The sequence below is a fragment of the Kribbella sp. CWNU-51 genome (genome assembly GCF_054073265.1).
The window spans coordinates 61,998-79,495 of sequence record NZ_JBSXMZ010000031.1 but is presented as its reverse complement, the minus strand read 5'-3'; the positions used below and the strand labels follow the sequence as shown (position 1 = coordinate 79,495).

Genomic DNA, 17,498 nt, shown 5'->3' with positions numbered 1-17,498 from the left:
CGGCCTGTAGGTGCGTAGGGGTGGCTTAGCGGGCGCGGCGTTGGAGGCGGTCTACGTCTAGGAGGACGACGGAGCGGGGCTCGAGGCGGACCCAGCCGCGGGAGGCGAAGTCGGCCAGGGCCTTGTTGACGGTCTCGCGGGAGGCGCCGACCAGCTGGGCCAGCTCCTCCTGGGTCAGGTCGTGATGGACGTGTACGCCGTCGTCGGCGGTGCGGCCGAAGCGGCTGGCCAGGTCGAGCAGGGCCTTCGCGACCCGGCCCGGTACGTCGGAGAAGACCAGGTCGGCCACCACGTCGGAGACCTTGCGCAGCCGGGAAGCCAGCTGGAGCAGCAGGCCGCGGGCCACCGCGGGGCGGCCGTCCAGCCAGCGGAGCAGCTCGTCGTGGGTCAGCGACATGATCGAGGCGTCGGTGACGGCGGTGACGGTCGCGGACCGCGGTCCCGGGTCGAACAGCGACAGCTCGCCGAACATCTGGCCCGGCCCGAGCACGGCGATCAGGTTCTCCCGGCCGTCCGCGGAGGTGCGGCCGAGCTTGACCTTGCCCTCGACCACGATGAACAGCCGGTCACCGGAATCGCCCTCGTGGAACAGCACCTGACCGCGGCGCAGCCGGCTCTCGGTCATCGACGCGGCCAGGGCGTCGGCCGCCTCGTCGTCGAGCTGACTGAACAGCGGTGCCTGTCGGAGCACTGCGGCATCCACTTTGGGCCTCCTAGGACCTTCGACCACGGCTGCGAACGGGGGATCGACCCCGCCCGGCACCGGGTCGTTCACACCCGGTTGCCCCAAAACCGTAGCCCCTCCGGTGTCGGGACCGCCACGTAGGCTTGCCTCCATGCCATCTCAGCGCGTCGCGGAACCCCTCGCGGTGGTGCCGCTGAAGCTCCCCCGCAAGGCGCCGGTCTATACCGACGAGACCCCCACCCAGCTGGTCCGCCGGGCCCGGAAGATGCACAAGGTGCTCACCGAGACGTATCCGGACGCTCACTGCGAGCTGGACTTCACCAGCCCGCTCGAGTTGCTGGTGGCCACCATCCTGTCGGCCCAGACCACCGACGTCACGGTGAACAAGGTGTCCCCGACCCTCTTCGCCAAGTACCCGACCGCGCAGGCGTACGCCGAGGCCGACCGGGAGGAGATGGAGGCGATCCTCAAGCCGACCGGATTCTTCCGGGCCAAGACGAACAGCGTGATCAAGCTCGGCCAGGCCCTGGTCGACGAGTACGACGGCATCGTGCCGAACAAGCTGGACGAGCTGGTCAAGCTCCCCGGCACCGGCCGCAAGACCGCGAACGTCGTCCTCGGCAACGCCTTCGGCATCCCGGGCATCACGGTCGACACGCACTTCGGCCGGCTGGTCCGGCGGTTCGGCTGGACGACCGAGGAGGACCCGGTCAAGGTCGAGCACATCATCGGCGCCCTGTTCCCGAAGAAGGACTGGACGATGCTGTCGCACCGGCTGATCTTCCACGGCCGCCGCCGCTGCCACGCCAAGAAGCCGGCCTGCGGCGCCTGCCCGGTGGCCCAGTGGTGCCCGTCGTACGGCACCGGCCCGACCGACCCCGTCGCGGCGGCGAAGCTGGTGAAGGTCCCCGCGTGAACTTCCGTACGACGCTGTGCGCGATCGGCTGGCTCGTCGCCGGACTGGTCCTGGCGTCGTGTGGATCCGAACAGCCCGCCGCGACCCCGTCGGCCACCACCCCGACAGCGGTGGCCGGCGCGGACAAGCTGGCTCCCTGCCCGGCGACGCCGTCCAAGCCGCCGGTCGGCGACGGAATGCCGGACGTCAGCCTGCCGTGCCTGGGCGGCGGTCCGGACATCCGGCTCGCCGACCTGCGTGGTCCGCTCGTGGTGAACGTGTGGGCGCAGTGGTGCGGTCCCTGTCGCGACGAAGCGCCGTACCTGGCGAAGCTGGCCAAGTCGGGCAAGGTGCGGATGCTGGGGATCGACTACGCCGACCCGCGTCCCGAGCTCGCGGTGAGCTTCGCGACCGACGAAGGTCTCGCCTACCCACACCTGGTCGACCAGGACAAGGCGATCCAGTCACCGTTGAAGGTCGGCGGCCCGCCGTTGACCGCGTTCGTGAACCAGGACGGCGTCGTCGTCTTCGTACACCGCGGCGTCCTCACCTCGCAGCAACAACTCGACCAACTGGTAAAGGACAAGCTTGGGGTCACGCCATGACTGTTCTTTTGGCCGGGCCTTCGGCGCCGGCGTGGTCATGGGGCTGTGTCTCCCGGCCTTCCCTCGTCGCTCCAGTCGCTTCGCTCCCTGCGCTCCTCAGTCCAGGCCGGGAGGCCCCATGACCTTCGAAGGTGTGGAGATCCCGGAGTGGCTCGAGACGTTGGCGAAGGCGTCGGAGGCGGTTGATCCGAACGAGTTGTCGAGGTTCCTGCCACCGGACGATCCGTCGGTGCGGAAGTCCGCCGTACTGATTTTGCTTGCTGATGGCAACGACGGGCCGGAGGTGCTGCTGACCGAGCGGGCCTGGACGTTGCGCAAGCACGCCGGGCAGATGGCGTTCCCCGGCGGTGGTGTCGATCCGGAGGACGGCACCGGCGACGAGGGACTGGTGCGGACCGCGTTGCGCGAGGCCGAGGAGGAGACCGGGCTCGATCCGGCCGGCGTCGTACCGTTCGCGGTCTGGCCGGCGCTGTGGGTGCCGGTCAGCAACTTCGGCGTGTCGCCGGTGCTGGCCTGGTGGCGGGAGCCGTCGCCGGTCGCGGTGGTCGACTCGGCCGAGGTCGCCTCGGTGCACACCGTGCCGCTGCGCGCGCTGGCCGATCCGGCGAACCGGATCAGCTGCCTGCACCCGTCCGGCTTCACCGGGCCGGCCTTCACCATCGGCGACCTCTACATCTGGGGCTTCACCGCCGGGCTGCTGGACAAATTGCTCCTGCTCGGCGGGTGGGCGCGCGACTGGGACCCCTCGGTCGTCGTACCGTTGCCCGACCGACTGGTCGAGGCGGCCTGGCGGAGCGAGGGGCGACGGCCGGAGGACGTGCGGCGGCTGACCGCCATCGAGCACGACCTCAGCCGGTCGCTAGGTGAAGAGCCGGAAGGTGTGGAGTGAGCAAGCTCGACTGGGCGTTGGTGATCGTGACCGCGCTGGTGGCGATCTCGGGGTATATCGAGGGGTTCGTGTTGGGCGCCTGCGCCACCCTCGGCCTGCTCGCCGGTGCCGCCATCGGGGTCTGGGGTGTGCCGCGGGTGCTCGACAACTTCTCGCCAAGCGTGTCGGTGTCGTTCGCCGCGCTGGTGCTGGTGGTGCTGCTGGCCTCGATCGGCCGGACGCTCGGCGCGGTCCTCGGGTCCAGACTGCGGAACAGGATGTCCTGGCGGCCGGTGAAGTTCCTCGACGCGCTCGGCGGCGCCGCGCTGGCGGCGGTATCGGTGCTCATCGTGTCCTGGGTCCTCGGGGTCGCGGTCAGCGGGGCGCGGATCCCCAGCGTGACCTCGGCGGTGCGTGGCTCGCAGGTGCTGGCGAAGGTCGACGAGCTGCTGCCGAGCAGCGCCGACCGGGCCCTGCAGTCGTTCAACGACGTGGTCAACACCGATCTGTTCCCGCGCTTCCTCGATCCGTTCGTGCCCGAGCGGATCCGCGAGACGCAACCGCCGGACGCCGCGATCGCCAGGCAGAAGCCGGTCCGGGACGGGTACAGCCGGATCGCGAAGGTGACCGGGGTCGCCAGCTGCTCGCGCGGCCTCGAGGGCAGTGGATTCGTCTACGCGCCGCAGCGGGTGATGACGAACGCGCACGTGGTCGCCGGGGTGAGCTCGCCGCAGGTCCAGGTGAACAACAAGAAGTACGACGCGACCGTCGTCCTCTTCGATCCCGAGACCGACATCGCCGTACTGTACGTGCCCAAGCTGACCGAGACGCCGCTGGACTTCGACTTCACCGGCAAGGCCGACGACCCGGCTGTGGTCCTCGGCTACCCGGAGAACGGTCCGTTCGACTCCGAGCCGGCCCGGATCCGGTCCGAGGAACGTCTCCGCGGCCCGGACATCTACGGCGACCGCACGGTCACCCGGGAGGCGTACTCGATCTGGGCCTCGGTCCGTCCCGGCAACTCCGGCGGACCGCTGCTGTCGAACAAAGGCACCGTGTACGGCGTGGTCTTCGCTGCCTCGGTCGAGGACAACCGCACCGGCTACGTTCTCACCGCCGACCAGGTCTCCGACGACGCCAAGGACGGCTCCACCGCCACCCAGGAAGTCTCCACACAGTCCTGCACCTGATGCAGCCGATCCGGAGTCCCATCGCATTGAAGGGGTGTGACGGTGACGACGGATGGTCTCACTGCACACTGGCCAGCCAGTCGACCAGCATGCTGTTGAACAGGTCCGGGGTCTCTTCGTGGGGGAAGTGACCGGCGTCGGCGAGCAGTTCGTGGCGGAGGGAGGCCGTGACCAGGCGAGGAGGGGTGGTCGCGGTGGGGGACACCGCGGAGTCCTGGGCCCCGTGGAGCTGCAGCACGGGGACGTCGATCGGCGTACGCATCCTGGCCGAGTATTTGCGGCCGTCGGGGCGTAGCCGGGAGCGGGCGAACCAGCGGTGGTACTCGAGCGCGCAGTGCGGGGCCGGCCAGACCTGCAGCGCCGCGCGGTAACGCCGGGACGCCTCCGCATCCGGGAACGTGCTTCCGGGTGCGGACCAGGCGCGGAGGAGTCCCTCGATGTGGATGCCGTCCTGAGCCAGCAGCCGGCGCTCCGGGAGAATCGGCAGCTGGAACCAGGCAGTGCGGGTCAGCGCCTTCGTCAGACCGGAGCGGGCCAGCAGGAGCGGGTGTGGCGCGGAGACGGCCGCCAGTCCGCGAATCTGTCGCGGTGCGAGTACGGCGGCCGACCAGGCGATGAACCCACCCCAGCCGTGGCCGATCACGACGGCATCCGTGGCGCCGAGGGATCGGATCACGCCCGACACGTCAGCAGCGGCGGTGTAGGGGTCGTAACCGCGAGGCGTCTTGTCGCTGGCGCCGTACCCGCGCAGGTCCATGGCCACGGCGCGGTAGCCGGCCTTGGCGACCACTGGCAACTGGTGCCGCCAGGCCCACCAGAACTCGGGGAAGCCGTGCAGGAAGAGGACGAGCGGGTCGTCCGCGGCGCCACATTCGGCGACATGGAACCGTGCCCCGTTGGCCGCCACGAGCGAGTGCGACCAGGGCCCGTCGACCAGCAGGTCGACGACACCCGCCGGGCTCAGCGCGGTACGCCCGGCTCGGGCCGGGACTCGAGCGCGGGGTCCTCGTCGCCCCTACCGATCGCCTTGAGCGCCTCGACCGACTCCTTCGAGGTCTCGATCGTGCGCTGCGGTCCCTTCGCGCCGCGCAAGGTCCGCCTCCCGATCAGCACCAGCACCACCGCGATCAGCAGGTAGACCCCGGCAACGATCAGGAACGCGATGGCCGGGTCCAGCCCGGCCGCGACGAGTCCGAACGCCGCGGCGATGGACAGCAGGATGATCACCAGCACGAGCAGGAAGGCGGCCGCCGCGAACATGCCGGCGCCGGTCCCAGCCTTCACGGCGGTCTTCTTGAGCTCGGTCTTCGCCAGTTCGATCTCGCCGCGGACCAGGCCGGACAGGTCCTTGCTGGCGTTCGCGACGAGCTGGCCGATCGTGGGCTCATCCCCGTTCTGCCCCATCGACATGGCACTCCTTCCACACGTCCGTCCCCTGACACTACCGCCGCGACTCCCCAACCCCGTGTACCCCAGGCTCAGTCGGCGTACGTCCGGTTCCGCCGGGCGAGCAGGATGGCGGCGATCAGTGCCGCCAGCACCGACGCGATCAGTACGGCGGCCTTGGCGCGCTCGACCTGGGCGACATCGGCGCCGAACGCGAGTTGCGCGATCAGCAGCGCGACCGTGAACCCGATCCCGGCCAGCACCGACACCGCGGCGACATCCCGCCAGGCCAGGTCGGAGTTCAGCTCGGCCCGGGTGAATCGCGCGGTCAGCCACGACCCGCCGAACACCCCGATCGACTTGCCCAACAGCAGACCCGCGACCACGCCGATCGCGACCGGGTCGGTCAGCAGCTGCCGTACGGCGCTCCCGCTCAGCGTCACCCCGGCCGCGAACAACGCGAACAGCGGTACGGCGATGCCCGCGACCCACGGCCGGAGCCGGTGCTCGATCCGCTCGGCCGGTGCGTGCTCCTCACCCGGATCCGGCACCACCCGGGTGACCAGCCCGAGCGCGACCCCGGCGATTGTCGCGTGGATCCCCGACTCGTGCATGAACCACCAGGCGCCGAGCGCTACCGGGATGTACAGGAACGGCGTCCGGACGCGGCGGTGCTGCAGGAGGTACCAGACCGCGATGAGCACGATCGAGGCGAGCAGCGGGAGCAGGTGGAAGCCGTGCGAGAAGAACACCGCGATCACGAGGATCGCGCCGAAGTCGTCGACCACCGCCAGCGTCAGCAGGAACGCCCGCAGCGCGCTCGGCAACGACGACCCGACGATCGCCAGCACGGCCAGGGCGAACGCGATATCCGTTGCCGTCGGCACCGCCCAGCCGCTCGGCCGGCCGTGGCTGGCGGTCAGGTTCACCGCCAGGTAGATGATTGCCGGGAGCACCATTCCGGCGAGGGCCGCGACCACCGGCACCACCGCCTCGCTCAGCTTCGACAGCGTGCCGACCACCAGCTCCCGCTTCAGCTCGACACCGGCCAGGTAGAAGAACAGTGTCAGAGCTCCGTCAGAAGTCCAGCCCTCGACAGTCAGCGGTCCGAGCTGGGTGTCGAGCAGGTGGTGGTAAGCGTCCTGCCACGGAGAGTTGGCCCAGACCAGCGCGATCACCGCGGCGGCGAGCAACAGCAGGCCACCGGTCGTCTCGGCCCGCAGCGTGTCGGCGAGAAAGGCGCGTTCTCGCCCGAGAATCCGGGGAAACGCGCGCTTCTTCTGCCGGACCCGCGGGTGCTCGCTCATACTCGGGCCCTTCGGCTCGGGGTCGGTCGGACGCACGCCGACCAGCCTTCCCGGCACACCCTGGCCAGGATTCTACCTGCTGAGCTCCGCCGCGAGGGCTTCGAAATCCGGTACGACGAGATCCGGCGCGAGAAACGCCTTGGGGTACGGCGTCGCGCGCCGATCGACGTAGATCCCCTGGAGCCCGGCCCGCCGGGCGCCGTCGACGTCCCACGGGTGCACCGCGGCCAGGGCCATCCGCTCAACCGGTACGTCGCACACCTCAGCGGCGTACCGGTACGCAGCCGGATGCGGCTTCCAACGCTGTGGAGTCGCCACGTCCAGCCGATGCTCGAGCAGCGGGAGGATCCCGCCCTCGGTGAACATCCGCTCGGAGATCGCGGCCGATCCGTTCGTGAGCGTCACGATCCGCGCGCCGGCGTCGTGCAGGCGCCGGAGTCCCGGCTCGACGTCGGGGTGCAATGCCAGCCGGGTCAAGCCGGACAGGACGCCGGTGACCGTGTCCTCAGTGGGCTCGATGCCCGCGCCGGCGAGCTGGGTCGCCAGGACATCCGCGGCCACCGCGCGGAAGTCGGCGTACGCGCCGGCCGCGGTCAGCGCGAACCCGTCCCGCAGGGTCGCCGCGAACCACGCGTCCAGACTGTGCGCTGGCAGGCCGGCCGCGACGAACCGGTCCCGCAGCGGCTCCAGATCCGACAACGTCTCGTTGACGTCGAGCACCAGCACGTCGATCATCGCAACTCCCGCCATCTTGGATCAGTCGTTTCACGATAAGACCATGGGACTGGCGGGGGAGGCCTTCGTCAGTTCGCTGAAGGTTGCTGAGAGCAAGTACCTACGGGCGGGCTCGCCCTCTGATCAGGTGGTCCAGACGCGCGAGTCCGGGCCCTTGGGGACGATGCCGGTGGGGTTGATCGTGTCGTGGGTGACGTAGTAGTGGCGCTTGATCTGATCGAAGTCGACGGTGTCGCCGAAGGCCGGCAACGCGTAGAGGCGGCGGGCGTAGGCCCACAAGTGCGGGAACTCGGTCAGCTTCTGGCGGTTGCACTTGAAGTGGCCGTGGTACACCGCGTCGAAGCGGACCAGGGTGGTGAAGAGGCGGACGTCGACCTCGCGGAGTGTGTCCCCGAGCAGGTACGCGCGGTCCGCCAGCCGCTCCTCGAGGACGTCGAGCCGCGCGAACAGAGCGTCGTACGCCGCCTCGTACGCCTCCTGGCTGGTCGCGAAGCCGCACCGGTAGACGCCGTTGTTCACGTCCCGGTAGATGTCCTCGATCAGCTCGTCCAGCTCGGCGCGGTCCGGTGGGATCAACTGGGGTGCGCCCTCGCGGTGGAAGTCGGTCCACTCGGTCGAGAAGTCGAGCGTGATCTGCGGGTAGTCGTTGGTGACGACTTCGCCGGTGCGGGTGTCGATGATCGCGGGCACTGTCACGCGGCCGTCGTACGACGGATCAGTCCGCAGGTAGGCCTCGGACAGGAACTCGATGCCGAGTACCGGGTCGCGGCCGTCCGGGTCGAGGGTGAACCGCCAGCCGCGCTCGTCCCGGATCGGGTCGACGATCGCCAGGCTGATCGCGTCCTCCAGGCCGAGCAGACGCCGGACGATCACCGACCGGTGCGCCCAGGGGCAGGCCAGGCTCACCACCAGCCGGTACCGGCCGGGCTCGACCGGCCAGCGGCCCTGATCGTCCGGGCCCTGGCCGGGCGCGGATCGGGAATCGCGGGTGATCCGGCCAGTGAATCGATTGCCCTGCCGCTTCCACTCGCCGGTGGATGAGCTCTCCGGTGCGAACTGTCCCGCAGTCATGATGACGAAACTACCCGGTCCGAAATTCCTACAACCTGTGGATGGCTCACTGGCCGTGAAGTGGTAGCAGCCGTTACAGTCAGGCTGACAAGGTCGTTCGGGACAGCGATGTCAAGGCGGCCGAAGCACTCGAATGATCAGGAGCATGACCGCGGCTCGCGACCCCCGGCAACCGGTTTGCCGGGCAGATTCCCAGGGATACTGACCTCATGGCCCGCCCAAGGAACAACCCCGGCGACCTCGCCGAACTCCCCACGGAGCTTCGGACCGATCGGCCGAAGGGTGACCAGATCCGCGAGATTCTGGAGAACCTCACCCGATCCCTCGCCGTCGGTACCGTGCTGCCCTCCGAGCGCGTCCTGGCGGAGCGCTTCGGTGTCGCCCGGATGACCGTGCGCCAGGAGGTGGACCGTGTGGTGGCCGAGGGCCTGGCCGCCCGGCGCCCCGGTGGCGGCACCTTCGTCGCCGAGCCGCGGCCGTCCCGGATGCTCGCGTCGTCGTTCAGCCAGGACATGATCAACCGCGGCATCAAGCCCGGCGCCAAGGTGCTGGAGCACCGGGTCGGCTCGGCCGACGAGGACCTGGCCCGCGAGCTGGAGGAGCCGGTCGGAACCCCCGTGCTGCACCTGGTCCGGCTGCGCACCGCCGACGGCGAGCCGATGGCGATCGAGCGCACCGCGCTGTCCCTGCACCGCTACCCCGGCCTCGAAGACATCGACTTCGGCGAGAACTCCCTGTACGGCGAACTGTCGTCCCGCTGGGGCGTCACCCTCGGCATGGTCTCCGCGTCGATCGTCGCCGCCCCGCCCGAGCCCGGCGACGCCGCCCTCCTCGAGATCGACTCCAGCACGCCCTGCCTGATCATCACCTCAGCGCCCCGCACCGCCTCCGGCGAGGTCATCGAATTCGGCCGCTCGACCTACCGCTCCGACCGCTACGACATCACCGTCGCCTACCGCGCGACCTGAGCCGGCCTAGACGTTCAGGCTGCGCAGGACCTTCGGCGTCTCGCCGCGCTCAGTGAGGCGGGTGACGATCTCGACCGTGAGGGCCTGGACGAGCATCGCGCCGACCATCGTCGAGGTCGCTCCGGTCTTCTCCGGGCTGCCGTCGACCTCGATCAGGGCGTCGCCGGGGACGCCGCAGTTGTCGATCACCACGTCCGCGGTCTCGAACAGCCGCTGACCACCCGGGGCTCGCGACGTCGTCGCCGTACTGTGCGCCATCGATGTCAGCACGATCACCTGCGCACCCCGCTTCCGGGCCCCGAGCGCGAACTCCACGGGTACGGCGTTCCGCCCCGAGTTCGACGCGATCAGTACGACGTCACCGGCGGCGATCTCGTTGATCTCCAGGAGCACGTCGGCCAGCCCGGGCAGCCGCTCCAGCAGCGAACTCTTCTGCAACCCCTCGTGCAGCATCAGCCCCGGTTCGAGCACCGCCCGTACGTCGGCGAGCCCGCCGGCCCGCCCGTACAACTCCTCGGCCAGCGCATGACTGTGCCCGGTCCCGAACACCCAGAACCGCTTCCCCGCGGTCAGCGCCTCGACCACCAGCCCCGCCGCGACCCGAATCGGCCCGACCTGCGTCTCCGCCGCCCGCTGCGCGATCTCCAACGCCTTCTGCATGTACCCCTCGGCCCCAGCCATGCCGCTGAACCTACCGCCCCGCCGCCCCACCCGCGAGAACCCGGCTAGACCACTACCCCGATAGCCGCGCGATGATGAGCAGGCTGGTCCACCTCGTCCACGAGCGCGATGGCGAGATCGGCGTACGAGATCAGCCCGGCAGCGTCGCCTGGTACGACGCGGTAGCGGCCGGAGCGCGTCGGGTCGGCATGGTCGAAGTCGCCGGCCGGTGCCACCGACACCCAGTCGAGTGTCGACGCCGCGAAGGTCTCCAGCGCCCCTCGGTGCGCGAGGTAGAACGACCGGTACTCCTGCGGGTAGCCGCGGGTGTCCATCAGCAGGGTGCCGTCGGCATGCCATGGAGGCGTTGCGGGCGGACATGTTCGAGGAGATCTGCCCGTCGTCCCTGCTGCCGTTCCGGATCGGCGGGGACAAGTGGGCCGGGCTGGTGCTCCGCTGCCTGGAGGACGGGCCGCGGCGGTTCTCCGAGCTGCGGGTGCCGTTGGCGCGGGTCAGTCCCAAGGTGCTCACCCAGTCGCTGCGCGCGCTCGAGCGGGACGGTTTCGTCCGCCGGACCGAGCACACGACGCCGGTACGGCGGGTGACGTACGAGCTCACCGAGCTCGGCCGGAGTCTGCTCGAGCCGATGCGGGTGGTCTGCGAGTGGACGGCCGAGCACTGGGACGAACTGCTCGACGCGCGGGAATCGTAGGGTCAGCCAATGGTTAGACTGCGCGGCGTGGACGAGCAGACGCCGAGCGTGTTGACGCAGTTGCCGAGCTGGTTGCTGACGCAGAGCGCGACGCACGCGCAGCGGATCGTCGGCGAGGCGTTCGCCGCGAGTGGTGCGCGGGGCTATCACTTCCGGCTGCTCGCGACGCTGGTCGAGTTCGGACCGGCCAGTCAGGCGGCGCTCGGCCGGCGCAGCTGCATCGACCGCAGCGACGTGGTTGCCGCTCTCAACGAACTCGAGACGGACGGGTACGTCGAACGCTCCCCGGACCCGGACGACGGCCGCCGCAACATCATCACGATCACCCCCTCGGGCCGCCGGCAGTACAAGCGCCTGACCACCCTGGCCACGAAGGCCCAGGACGAGATCTTCGCCGCGCTCTCACCGGCGGACCGCAGCCGCCTGACCACTCTCCTCGGCCGGCTCCTCGCCCAGCACCAGTAGCTCCCAGACCGGGAGCTGAGCGCGAGCAGCCTTCTGGGTACGGCGAACGCGGTGCTCGCGGGCGTGGACCCGGCGGCGGGCGGCGCGGGAGATCTTCCGGGGCCCCGCGGCGGAAGCAGTCGGCTCGGACATCTGGGGGTTCGGCTGCGTCGCGTTCACGACCACTCCGATGCACGGGCCGTCCGAACGGTTCCGTCGTACGCCGGAATCTCCCGCCGCCAGGCCTGGAATTGGTCCTGTTCGGCGCAGATCGGGGGCTGCTTGGCGATACACCGGTTCCGCCTCGGCTCCGGCGTTGGTAGAAAGGTGGCGGGCGCGCCAGCGCGCCGAAGCCAGCGAGGAGGAGTCGTCGACGTGACGAATGCAGAGTCACCCCAGTCCGGAGCCGCCCAGGCAGGGGGCCAGTCCGAGGCACTGTCGAACCTGATGCACGAGGAGCGCAGGTTCGAGCCGCCGGCCGAGCTCGCCGCGCACGCGAACCTCAAGGCCGACGCCTACGACCGCGCCGCCGCCGACTTCGAGGGGTTCTGGGCCGAGCAGGCCAAGCGGCTGACCTGGGCCACCGAGCCGACCGAGACGCTGGACTGGAGCAACCCGCCGTTCGCGAAGTGGTACGCCGACGGCAAGCTGAACGCGGCGTACAACTGCGTCGACAGGCACGTGGAGAACGGCCTCGGCGACAAGGTCGCGTACTACTTCGAGGGCGAGCCCGGCGACACCCGGGAGATCACCTACGCCCAGCTCAAGGACGAGGTCAGCCAGGCCGCCAACGCGCTGCTCGAGCTGAACGTCCAGGCCGGCGACATCGTCGCCATCTACATGCCGATGATCCCCGAGACCGTGGTCGCGATGCTTGCCTGCGCCCGGATCGGTGCCCCGCACACGGTCATCTTCGGCGGCTTCTCCGCGGACGCGCTGAAGGGCCGCATCCTGGACTGCGACGCCCGCGTGGTGATCACTTCCGACGGCGGCTACCGCCGTGGCGCCGCAGCAGCGCTGAAGCCCGCGGTGGACGCCGCGCTGGTGGACTGCCCCGATGTGCGCAACGTGCTCGTAGTGCGCCGTACCGGCCAGGACACCGCGATGGTGGACGGCCGCGACCTGTGGTGGGACGACTTCGTCGCGAAGCAGTCGGCCGAGCACACGCCAGAGGCCTTCGACGCCGAGCACCCGCTGTACGTGATGTACACGTCCGGCAGCACCGGCAAGCCCAAGGGCATCCTGCACACGACCGGCGGCTACCTGGTCGGTACGGCGTACACCCAGTGGGGAGTGTTCGACCTCAAGCCGGACACCGACGTGTACTGGACCGCCGCCGACATCGGCTGGGTCACCGGCCACAGCTACATCGTGTACGGCGCCCTCGCGAACGCGACCACGTCCGTGCTGTACGAAGGCACCCCGGACACCCCGCACCAGGGCCGCTGGTGGGAGATCGTGCAGAAGTACAAGGTCTCGATCCTGTACTGCGCGCCGACCGCGATCCGGACCTTCATGAAGTGGGGCAAGGACATCCCGGAGAAGTTCGACCTGTCGAGTCTGCGGGTGATCGGGTCGGTCGGCGAGCCGATCAACCCGGAGGCCTACATCTGGTACCGCGAGAACATCGGCGGGAACAAGGCGCCGGTGGTCGACACCTGGTGGCAGACCGAGACCGGCATGCACATGATCTCGCCGCTGCCGGGCGTGACCGCGGGCAAGCCGGGCGCCGCGATGAAGGCGATCCCGGGTGTCAGCGTGGATGTGGTCGACGACGCGGGCAAGTCGGTACCGGACGGTTCAGGTGGTTACCTGGTCATCACCAAGCCGTGGCCGGCCATGCTGCGCACGCTGTGGGGCGACGACCAGCGGTTCGTCGAGACCTACTGGTCCCGCTGGCCGGGCGTTTACTTCGCCGGTGACGGTGCGAAGAAGGACGAGGACGGCGACCTGTGGCTGCTCGGCCGGGTCGACGACGTGATGAACGTGTCCGGCCACCGGCTGTCCACCACGGAGATCGAGTCCGCGCTGGTCTCACACCCGAAGGTCGCCGAGGCCGCGGTCGTCGGTGCGTCCGACCCGACCACCGGCCAGGCGATCGCCGCCTTCGTGATTTTGAGGTCCGAGGCCGGTGACGGTGGTCCCGACGTCGTCCAGGAGCTCCGCAACCACGTCGCCAAGGAGATCGGCCCGATCGCGAAGCCTCGCCAGATCATGGTCGTCGCCGAGCTGCCGAAGACCCGCTCCGGCAAGATCATGCGCCGCCTCCTCCGCGACGTCGCCGAGAACCGCGAGGTCGGCGACGTCACCACCCTCGCCGACTCGACCGTGATGGACCTGATCAAGTCCAACCTCGAGTCCGGCAAGGCCGACGAGGACTAGGTCCGCCGCGTCGCACTCAGAAGGCCCCTGGATCGCTCCGGGGGCCTTCTGCGTGCAGGGTCCAGGAAACTGCACACATACCTTTGCAAAAGGGTCTTTGCAAAGATATGTTGTGGATATGGCATCCTCCGCGATCACGCCGTCCGCCGCCGGGCTCCGGGCGCTGTCTCACCCGACCCGGCTGAAGATGCTGATGCTGCTCCGGCTCGAGGGGCCGGCGACGGCGACTCAGCTCGCTCAGCAGCTCAAGCTCAACACCGGCGCCGCGTCGTACCACCTTCGTCAGCTGGCCGAGCACGGGTTCATCGCCGAGGACACCGAGCGCGGCGACGCGCGTGACCGCTGGTGGAAGGCAGCCCACGAGAGCACCCGCGCCGACCTCGATGCGCGCTCCGGCGAGGAGGAAGCCGAGAGCGCCGAGGCCTACCTGCACACCGTCGCGCTGATGTACACCGAGACGCTGATGCAGCACGCCGAGGAGCGGCGCTACCTCCCGGCGCCGTGGCAAGCGGCTAGCACCAGCAGCGACTGGCATCTGCGACTCACCCCGAAGCGTGCCGAGCAATTGGTCGAAGCCCTGGCGAAGCTGATCGACGACTGGCGCGAGGACGGCGAGGAAGCGGCCGGCACCGGTTCGTTCGTGGTCAACCTCAACGCCTTCCCGCGCCCCGGCACCGTGGTCCTGGAGGGAGAGGACTCATGAGTGTCAGCAGCCGGCGCGTCCCGCTCTACGGCTGGCTGACCGCCCAGGCGATCTCCCTGCTCGGCACGCGGGTCTCGATGATCGCCATCCCGTGGCTCGTGCTCACGACGACCGGCTCCCCGACGCGGACCGGACTCGTCGCCTTCGCCGAGATCACCCCGATGGTGCTGCTGAAGGCGTTCGGCGGGCCGCTGGTCGACCGGGTCGGGCCGCGCCGGATGGCGATCAACGCCGACGTGGTCTCGTTCCTCGCGGTCGGGATGATCCCGCTGCTGCACCACACCGGCGCGCTCACCTTCCCGATCCTGCTCGGCCTGGTCGCGGTCGCGGGTGCGCTCCGCGGGCCCGGCGACGCGGCCGGCACGGCCCTCATCCCGGCCCTCGTCGAGCGCGCCGGCGTGCCGTACGAGCGGGCGACCGGGCTCTCGTCGGCCATCGAGCGCGGCGCGACGATGATCGGCGCCGCGATCGCCGGTGGTCTGGTAGTCGCTGTCGGCGCGGCGAACGCGGTCGCCGTCGACGCTGTCTCGTTCGCGGTCTGCGCCGTCGTTCTCGTCCTCACCACGCGCGGCCTGGTCGACCGCAGCCCCGGCCGGCGTGACGTGGTCGAGTCAGTCGCCCCCGAGCCCACGTCGTACGCCGCTCCCGAGCGCGCGTCGTACGCCGCCGACCCCGCGGTCGCGTCGTCCGTCGCCGAGCCGACGTCGTACGTCGCCGACCCCGCGGTCGCGTCGTCCGTCGCCGAGCGCACGTCGTATGCGATGGAGTTGCGCGCTGGTTGGCGGTTCCTGCGCGGTGACGCCGTACTGATGAGCCTGGGCGTGATGGTGGCCGTGACCAACCTGCTCGACATGGCGTGGTCGTCGGTCCTGCTCCCGGTCTGGGCGCGTGACTCCGGCGCCGGGGCCGGTGCCGTCGGCCTGGTGTTCTCGGTCTGGGGAGGCGCGTCGATGCTCGGCTCGGTCGTGGCGGCGGCGTACGGCGCGCGGCTGCCCCGGTTCGCGACGTACCTGATCGCCTTCCTGATCACCGGATTGCCGCGGTTCGTCCTGTTCGCGCTCGGCGTCCCGCTGTGGGCGATCCTGGCGATGTGTGCGATCGGCGGACTGTCCTCCGGCTTCCTCAACCCGGTGCTCGGCGCTGTCCAGTTCGAACGGATCCCGCGCGAGATGGTCGGCCGGGTGACGTCGCTGACCAGCGCTCTGTCCTGGTCGCTGATGCCTCTGGGTGGCGTGCTCGGCGGCATCCTGGTCAGCGGCATCGGGCTCTCGCCCGCACAGTTGGCGATCGGGCTCGCGTACTTCGCCGCGACCATGGCGCCGGCGCTGATTCCGAGCTTCCGCGGGATGAACCGTCAGCAGCCCACCGCCGAGCGCGCGGCGGTCACCGCCTGACGGCCGCTCCGCACACGCCCTGCGGTCACCGCCTGACGGCTGGTCCGCGCACGGCCTAGGCTGCCGGGCATGACTGCCCTCGTCGCGATCATCCACGCGGGCCTGGCGGCGGCGTGGGTCGGTGGGATGGCCTATTCGCTGTTCGTCGTCCAGCCGAAGCTGAAGCGGTACTTCGGTCCCGATCAGGAGGGCCGCGAGACACTCACCGCGGTGATTGCCTCAGGCAATCGTTGGAAGGTGGTCGCGCTGATCGCGGCGATCGCGCTCAGCGGTCTGATCCTGCTGCTGATGCAGCACGAGCACTGGTGGATCCACGCCGTCAAGGGCTTGTTGTTGCTCTGTGCAACCGGCATCTTCTGGTACGTCTCCTGGCGGCACTGGCCGCGCCGGGTGTTCGCGACCGCGGCGGAAGTGCCCGCGCTCCAACGCCGGCTGATCGTTCTCGCGACCACGATGCTGGGCCTGACCGGACTCGCCTTCGCCCTCGGAGTGGTCGCCGTCCACCTATGAGGTTCGTCACCGGATCCGCCCGTTGCCCCGCACGTCGCCCTCGGGCACCGAAGACTCGCCGTCAGCGACCTGCCCGGCGGTGAGCAACCGATGACTACCGAGGTGATGTCCGAGGGCCGCTCGATCACCCTCGGCATGGTCTACAGCGGTGAGGTCTACAACTACACCGAGCTGCGCGACGAACTGCGCCGCCGTTTCACGATGCCGAGGTCCGGAAGGCGAAGATCTTCCCGTGGATCGCCTACATGGCGTCCCGGCGGGAGGCGGCCACCCAGCTCGCTCGCTCAGCTGCCCCGGAAGCCCGCAGGCACTTGGAGCAAACGTTGTCCCTGGCGACGTGGCTGGATCTCTACAAGCCGGACATCTGCTGGAACCAGTCATAGGAGATCGCTCTCAGCTGTGCCAGGATGGCGCTTCCTTCGGAGGTGATCGCGATGGCGCAGGAGACCCTGCAACTGCTGGTGAGCATGCACCGGATCGTCAGGCACCTGCGCCGGAGCAGAACCACCACGGATCTGCACCCGACGCAGTTCCTGGCGCTGATGCTGATCGCCGACGAGCAACCGATCCGGATCGGCGAGATCGCCGCCCGGATGCCGTGCTCACAGCCCACCGCGACCACGACGGTCGCGTCCCTCGAGGAGGCCGGGCTCGTTCGCCGCGAGCCCGACCCCGTCGACGGCCGGGCCACCGCGGTCGTCCTCACCGAAGCCGGCGTCGCGACGGTCGAAGCCTCCGGCCGCCAGGCCGCCGACGAGTTGGCCAAACTCCTCCACCGCCTCGACGAAGCCGACCAAGCCCTGATCCTCAACGCCGGCCAAGCCCTGTCCCGCCTCGCCGACGACCTCTAACAAAGGCCAGGCACCCCGAAACCGTAATGCGGGGCCCCGCGAACAACGAGCTATCTGTGGAAACAAATGTGCACCCAGTGACAATTTTGTTCCACAAAGACCCCGCGACGACGGTCGGGCGAGCCGGGCTCG

Annotated in this window: 20 protein-coding genes and 1 pseudogene; 13 read left to right on the top strand and 8 right to left on the bottom strand. The window is 69.8% G+C overall.

Annotation, left to right across the window (positions count from 1 at the left end; translation table 11 throughout):
- Window positions 1-25 precede the first annotated feature (25 nt).
- Window positions 26-703: a Crp/Fnr family transcriptional regulator gene (locus ACXC9Q_RS29165; protein ID WP_328525327.1), complete on the bottom strand. Its 678-nt coding sequence runs from the start codon at window positions 701-703 to the stop codon at window positions 26-28.
- 133 nt (window positions 704-836) lie between these two features.
- Here ACXC9Q_RS29165 and nth point away from each other — a divergent pair, with 133 nt between their 5' ends.
- From nth to ACXC9Q_RS29145, 4 genes are all read left to right on the top strand, one after another.
- Window positions 837-1,601, top strand: a complete 765-nt coding sequence (nth, locus tag ACXC9Q_RS29160) for an endonuclease III (RefSeq protein WP_457059828.1) — start codon at window positions 837-839, stop codon at window positions 1,599-1,601.
- Window positions 1,598-2,185, top strand: a complete 588-nt coding sequence (locus ACXC9Q_RS29155; RefSeq protein ID WP_457059827.1) for a TlpA family protein disulfide reductase — start codon at window positions 1,598-1,600, stop codon at window positions 2,183-2,185. Before nth ends, ACXC9Q_RS29155 begins: the two co-directional genes overlap by 4 nt.
- 118 nt (window positions 2,186-2,303) lie before the next feature.
- A complete protein-coding gene (locus tag ACXC9Q_RS29150) occupies window positions 2,304-3,074 on the top strand; it encodes an NUDIX hydrolase (protein ID WP_457059826.1) in 771 nt (256 codons plus the stop codon).
- Window positions 3,071-4,243, top strand: a complete 1,173-nt coding sequence (locus ACXC9Q_RS29145; protein ID WP_457059825.1) for a MarP family serine protease — start codon at window positions 3,071-3,073, stop codon at window positions 4,241-4,243. Before ACXC9Q_RS29150 ends, ACXC9Q_RS29145 begins: the two co-directional genes overlap by 4 nt.
- Window positions 4,244-4,301: 58 nt before the next feature.
- On the opposite strand, the gene ACXC9Q_RS29140 is transcribed toward ACXC9Q_RS29145, so the two are convergent.
- From ACXC9Q_RS29140 to ACXC9Q_RS29120, 5 genes are all read right to left on the bottom strand, one after another.
- A complete protein-coding gene (locus ACXC9Q_RS29140; protein WP_457059824.1) occupies window positions 4,302-5,150 on the bottom strand; it encodes an alpha/beta fold hydrolase in 849 nt (282 codons plus the stop codon).
- Between the two features lie 53 nt (window positions 5,151-5,203).
- The gene (locus ACXC9Q_RS29135; RefSeq protein ID WP_457059823.1) at window positions 5,204-5,647 is read right to left on the bottom strand and encodes a phage holin family protein; all 444 of its coding nucleotides are present in this window, start codon (window positions 5,645-5,647) and stop codon (window positions 5,204-5,206) included.
- Window positions 5,648-5,721: 74 nt separating this feature from the next.
- Entirely contained in the window at window positions 5,722-6,936 is a 1,215-nt protein-coding gene (nhaA, locus tag ACXC9Q_RS29130; protein ID WP_457059928.1) for a Na+/H+ antiporter NhaA, read from the bottom strand.
- A 72-nt stretch (window positions 6,937-7,008) separates the two neighbouring features.
- Window positions 7,009-7,671: a haloacid dehalogenase type II gene (locus ACXC9Q_RS29125; RefSeq protein ID WP_457059822.1), complete on the bottom strand. Its 663-nt coding sequence runs from the start codon at window positions 7,669-7,671 to the stop codon at window positions 7,009-7,011.
- Between the two features lie 123 nt (window positions 7,672-7,794).
- Window positions 7,795-8,742: a glutathione S-transferase family protein gene (locus ACXC9Q_RS29120; RefSeq protein WP_457059821.1), complete on the bottom strand. Its 948-nt coding sequence runs from the start codon at window positions 8,740-8,742 to the stop codon at window positions 7,795-7,797.
- A gap of 209 nt (window positions 8,743-8,951) precedes the next feature.
- Here ACXC9Q_RS29120 and ACXC9Q_RS29115 point away from each other — a divergent pair, with 209 nt between their 5' ends.
- Entirely contained in the window at window positions 8,952-9,710 is a 759-nt protein-coding gene (locus ACXC9Q_RS29115) for a GntR family transcriptional regulator (protein ID WP_457059820.1), read from the top strand.
- Between the two features lie 6 nt (window positions 9,711-9,716).
- Here the strand turns inward: ACXC9Q_RS29115 and ACXC9Q_RS29110 are convergent, their stop codons facing one another.
- Together ACXC9Q_RS29110 and ACXC9Q_RS29105 are read right to left on the bottom strand one after the other, a co-directional pair.
- On the bottom strand, window positions 9,717-10,391 hold the full coding sequence (locus ACXC9Q_RS29110; RefSeq protein ID WP_457059819.1) for a sugar isomerase domain-containing protein: 675 nt from the start codon (window positions 10,389-10,391) through the stop codon (window positions 9,717-9,719).
- A 44-nt stretch (window positions 10,392-10,435) separates the two neighbouring features.
- A complete protein-coding gene (locus tag ACXC9Q_RS29105) occupies window positions 10,436-10,705 on the bottom strand; it encodes a hypothetical protein (protein WP_457059818.1) in 270 nt (89 codons plus the stop codon).
- A 23-nt stretch (window positions 10,706-10,728) separates the two neighbouring features.
- On the opposite strand from ACXC9Q_RS29105, the gene ACXC9Q_RS29100 reads away from it, so the two are divergent.
- The 8 genes and pseudogenes from ACXC9Q_RS29100 (at window position 10,729) to ACXC9Q_RS29065 (ending at window position 17,366) form a co-directional block, all read left to right on the top strand.
- A complete protein-coding gene (locus ACXC9Q_RS29100; RefSeq protein ID WP_457059817.1) occupies window positions 10,729-11,082 on the top strand; it encodes a winged helix-turn-helix transcriptional regulator in 354 nt (117 codons plus the stop codon).
- Between the two features lie 9 nt (window positions 11,083-11,091).
- A complete protein-coding gene (locus ACXC9Q_RS29095) occupies window positions 11,092-11,547 on the top strand; it encodes a MarR family winged helix-turn-helix transcriptional regulator (protein ID WP_457059816.1) in 456 nt (151 codons plus the stop codon).
- Between the two features lie 426 nt (window positions 11,548-11,973).
- Entirely contained in the window at window positions 11,974-13,908 is a 1,935-nt protein-coding gene (gene acs / locus ACXC9Q_RS29090; RefSeq protein ID WP_457059927.1) for an acetate--CoA ligase, read from the top strand.
- A gap of 118 nt (window positions 13,909-14,026) precedes the next feature.
- Window positions 14,027-14,611: a helix-turn-helix domain-containing protein gene (locus tag ACXC9Q_RS29085; protein WP_457059815.1), complete on the top strand. Its 585-nt coding sequence runs from the start codon at window positions 14,027-14,029 to the stop codon at window positions 14,609-14,611.
- On the top strand, window positions 14,608-16,005 hold the full coding sequence (locus tag ACXC9Q_RS29080) for an MFS transporter (protein WP_457059814.1): 1,398 nt from the start codon (window positions 14,608-14,610) through the stop codon (window positions 16,003-16,005). Before ACXC9Q_RS29085 ends, ACXC9Q_RS29080 begins: the two co-directional genes overlap by 4 nt.
- A gap of 69 nt (window positions 16,006-16,074) precedes the next feature.
- On the top strand, window positions 16,075-16,515 hold the full coding sequence (locus tag ACXC9Q_RS29075) for a hypothetical protein (protein WP_457059813.1): 441 nt from the start codon (window positions 16,075-16,077) through the stop codon (window positions 16,513-16,515).
- A gap of 42 nt (window positions 16,516-16,557) precedes the next feature.
- A pseudogene (locus ACXC9Q_RS29070) lies at window positions 16,558-16,944 on the top strand (hypothetical protein); the annotation flags it as partial.
- Window positions 16,923-17,366, top strand: a complete 444-nt coding sequence (locus tag ACXC9Q_RS29065; RefSeq protein WP_457059812.1) for a MarR family winged helix-turn-helix transcriptional regulator — start codon at window positions 16,923-16,925, stop codon at window positions 17,364-17,366. The pseudogene ACXC9Q_RS29070 and the gene ACXC9Q_RS29065, both read left to right, overlap by 22 nt.
- Window positions 17,367-17,498 lie beyond the last annotated feature (132 nt).